The organism is Piscinibacter sp., assembly GCF_050175855.1.
Lineage (GTDB): Bacteria > Pseudomonadota > Gammaproteobacteria > Burkholderiales > Burkholderiaceae_C > Piscinibacter.
Genome location: NZ_JBFXIO010000534.1, coordinates 1 through 2,813, shown reverse-complemented (window position 1 = coordinate 2,813; position 2,813 = coordinate 1). Strand labels below are relative to the sequence as shown.

Sequence of the window (2,813 nt, the reverse complement as noted above, 5' to 3'; positions counted from 1 at the left end):
ATCCTCAGCAATGACGGTGCGCTGCGCATCGGCGCGGTGCCGAAGGCGCTGGGCGTGATCGGATCGGGCGTGATCGGACTGGAGATGGGTTCGGTCTGGCGCCGCCTGGGTGCGGACGTCACCGTGCTCGAGGCCCTGCCAGTGTTCCTCGGTGCAGTCGACGAGCAGGTCGCCAAGGAGGCGCACAAGGCGTTCACCAAGCAGGGCCTGAAGATCGAACTGGGCGTGAAGATCGAGTCGGTCAAGGCGGACAAGAAGGGCGTGACCGTGGCCTACGCCGATGCCAAGGGGCAGGCGCAGACGCTGGTGGTCGACAGGCTGATCGTCTCGATCGGCCGCGTACCCAACACCACCGGCCTGAATGCGGAAGGCGTTGGCTTGAAGCTCGACGAGCGCGGAGCGATCGTCGTCGACGACGAGTGCCGTACCAACCTGCCTGGCGTGTGGGCCGTGGGCGACGTGGTGCGCGGCCCGATGCTCGCGCACAAGGCGGAGGAAGAGGGCGTTGCGGTGGCAGAGCGCATTGCCGGCCAGCATGGCCACGTCAACTTCAACACCATCCCGTGGGTGATCTACACCAGCCCGGAGATCGCCTGGGTCGGCCAGACCGAGCAGCAGCTCAAGGCCAGCGGGCGCGCCTACAAGTCCGGCAGCTTCCCCTTCATGGCCAACGGTCGCGCGCGCGCACTGGGCGACACCACCGGTTTCGTGAAGTTCCTCGCCGATGCGGTCACCGACGAGATCCTCGGTGTGCACATCGTCGGGCCTTTCGCCTCCGAGCTCATCTCGGAAGCGGTGGTGGCGATGGAGTTCAGGGCCAGCGCCGAGGACATCGCGCGCATCTGCCACGCCCACCCGTCACTGTCGGAAGCCACCAAGGAAGCCGCGCTCGCGGTCGACAAGCGCACGCTGAACCTCTGAGCGCCGACCGAGCATGGGCGTCCGCCAGCTGTACGAGCAGACGCTCGCCGAGCGCGGCTACGCGGCCGACCCCGCGCAGCTGCGCGCGGTGGCCGCGCTCGAGCGCTGCGAGAACGAATGGGCCGACTACAAGGCCCGGCGAAGCAACGCCATCACGAAGCTGCTGAGGCACCCGCCGCTGCCGCGCGGCGTGTACATGTACGGCGGCGTCGGCCGCGGCAAGAGCTTCCTGATGGACTGCTTCTTCAACGCCGTGCCGCTGACGCGCAAGACGCGGCTGCACTTCCACGAGTTCATGCGCGAGGTGCACCGCGAGCTGCAGGAGCTCAAGGGCACCGTCAACCCGCTGCATGAGCTCGGTGCGCGCATCGCGCGGCGCCACCGGCTGATCTGCTTCGACGAGTTCCACGTCGCCGACGTGACCGACGCGATGATCCTGCACCGTCTGCTCGAATCGATGTTCGAGCACCGCGTGAGCATCGTGACCACGTCCAACTTCCACCCCGACGAGCTGTACCCGAACGGTCTGCACCGCGACCGCATCCTGCCGGCGATCGCGCTGCTGAAGGCGAAGCTGGAGGTGGTCAACGTCGACAACGGCACCGACTACCGCCAGCGCACGCTCGAGCAGGTCCAGCTCTACCACTGCCCGCTGGGGCCCGAGGCTGATGCCGCCATGGAAACGGCCTTCGTGCAACTGGCCGAAGCGCGTGACGAGGACCCGGTGCTGCGCATCGAGCACCGCGAGCTGCGCGCCCGCCGCCGCGCCGGCGGCGTGGTGTGGTTCGACTTCAAGGTGCTGTGCGGCGGGCCACGCTCGCAGAACGACTACCTCGAGATCGCCTCGCAGTTCCACACCGTGCTGCTGTCGAACGTGCCGTACATGCCGTTGCGCATGGCTTCCGAGGCGCGGCGATTCACCTGGCTGGTCGACGTGCTCTACGACCGGCGCTGCAAGCTGATCCTGTCGGCCGAGGTGCCGCCGGAGCAGCTTTACACCGAAGGGCCGCTGGCGCACGAGTTCCCGCGCACGGTGTCGCGTCTGGCCGAGATGCAATCGGCCGAGTTCCTCGCGCTGGAGCGGCGCACGGTGGACACGTCACTGACATGAAGCAGCGGATGTTGCGGGCCCTCGGACTGGCCGTCATGCCGCTGGCCCTGCTTGCGCCGGCGCAGGCCGACGATGCCTCCGAACGGGCGCGCATCTCCCGCGAGCGTGCCGAGGCGCAGGCACGCTTCGAACAGCGCCAGCGCGAGTGCGCCCAGCGTTTCGCGGTCACGAGCTGCGTCGAGGAGGCACGTGCCGAGCATCGCCAGGCCCTGCTGCAGCTGCGCCGGCAGGAAGGCGTGCTCGACGAGGCGCAGCGCAAGCAGCGGGCCGCGGCGCGGCTGGCGGCAATCGAGGAGAAGCGGCGTGCAGAGCAGGAGCGTGCGGCCTTGCCGCGCGCCCAGCGTGACCCGGCGCCGCTTCAGCTCAGGACGCCATCGCGCCAGCCCGCCGCGGCGGCACGGCCGGCCTCGGCGGCGGCCAGCGACGCCGGCGCCGCCGCGCGCGAGCAGCGCAAGCGGACCCGGTTCGAAGCGCGCCAGCGCGACGCGCAGCTGCATCGGAAAGAGGCCGAGCGGCGCAGCGCCGAGCGTGGGTCGAAGGGCAAGGCCGGCTCGCCCCTGCCCGACCCGGCAGCGCGCTGAGGCGCCTCAGGACAGCGGATCGACGCGGATCAGTGCGAGCGACAGGTTGTCGCCGCCGCCGCGGGCGCGCTGGCGTGCCTTGTTGACCAGCATCTCGCTGGCCTCGCGCGGCGGCAGGGCGTGCACGATGGCACCGAGCTCGCGCGGGGTGAAGTAATGCCACAGACCGTCGCTGCAGGCCAGCATGGTGTCGCCGATCT

3 protein-coding genes and 1 pseudogene are annotated in these 2,813 nt (G+C 69.7%); 3 read left to right on the top strand and 1 reads right to left on the bottom strand.

Features of this window, described 5'->3' with window-relative positions:
- From AB7U92_RS25270 to AB7U92_RS25260, 3 genes are all read left to right on the top strand, one after another.
- Positions 1–921 (top strand): FAD-dependent oxidoreductase (locus AB7U92_RS25270; RefSeq protein ID WP_428583327.1); only part of this gene is annotated, 921 nt, incomplete at its 5' end.
- A 13-nt stretch (positions 922–934) separates the two neighbouring features.
- Complete coding sequence (gene zapE, locus AB7U92_RS25265; RefSeq protein WP_428583325.1) at positions 935–2,032, top strand: cell division protein ZapE; 1,098 nt, start codon at positions 935–937, stop codon at positions 2,030–2,032.
- Positions 2,029–2,613 (top strand): hypothetical protein, encoded by a 585-nt coding sequence (locus tag AB7U92_RS25260; RefSeq protein ID WP_428583323.1) that lies wholly within the window; start codon positions 2,029–2,031, stop codon positions 2,611–2,613. Before zapE ends, AB7U92_RS25260 begins: the two co-directional genes overlap by 4 nt.
- Before the next feature lie 6 nt (positions 2,614–2,619).
- Here the strand turns inward: AB7U92_RS25260 and AB7U92_RS25255 are convergent.
- A pseudogene (locus tag AB7U92_RS25255) lies at positions 2,620–2,813 on the bottom strand (serine/threonine-protein phosphatase); the annotation flags it as partial.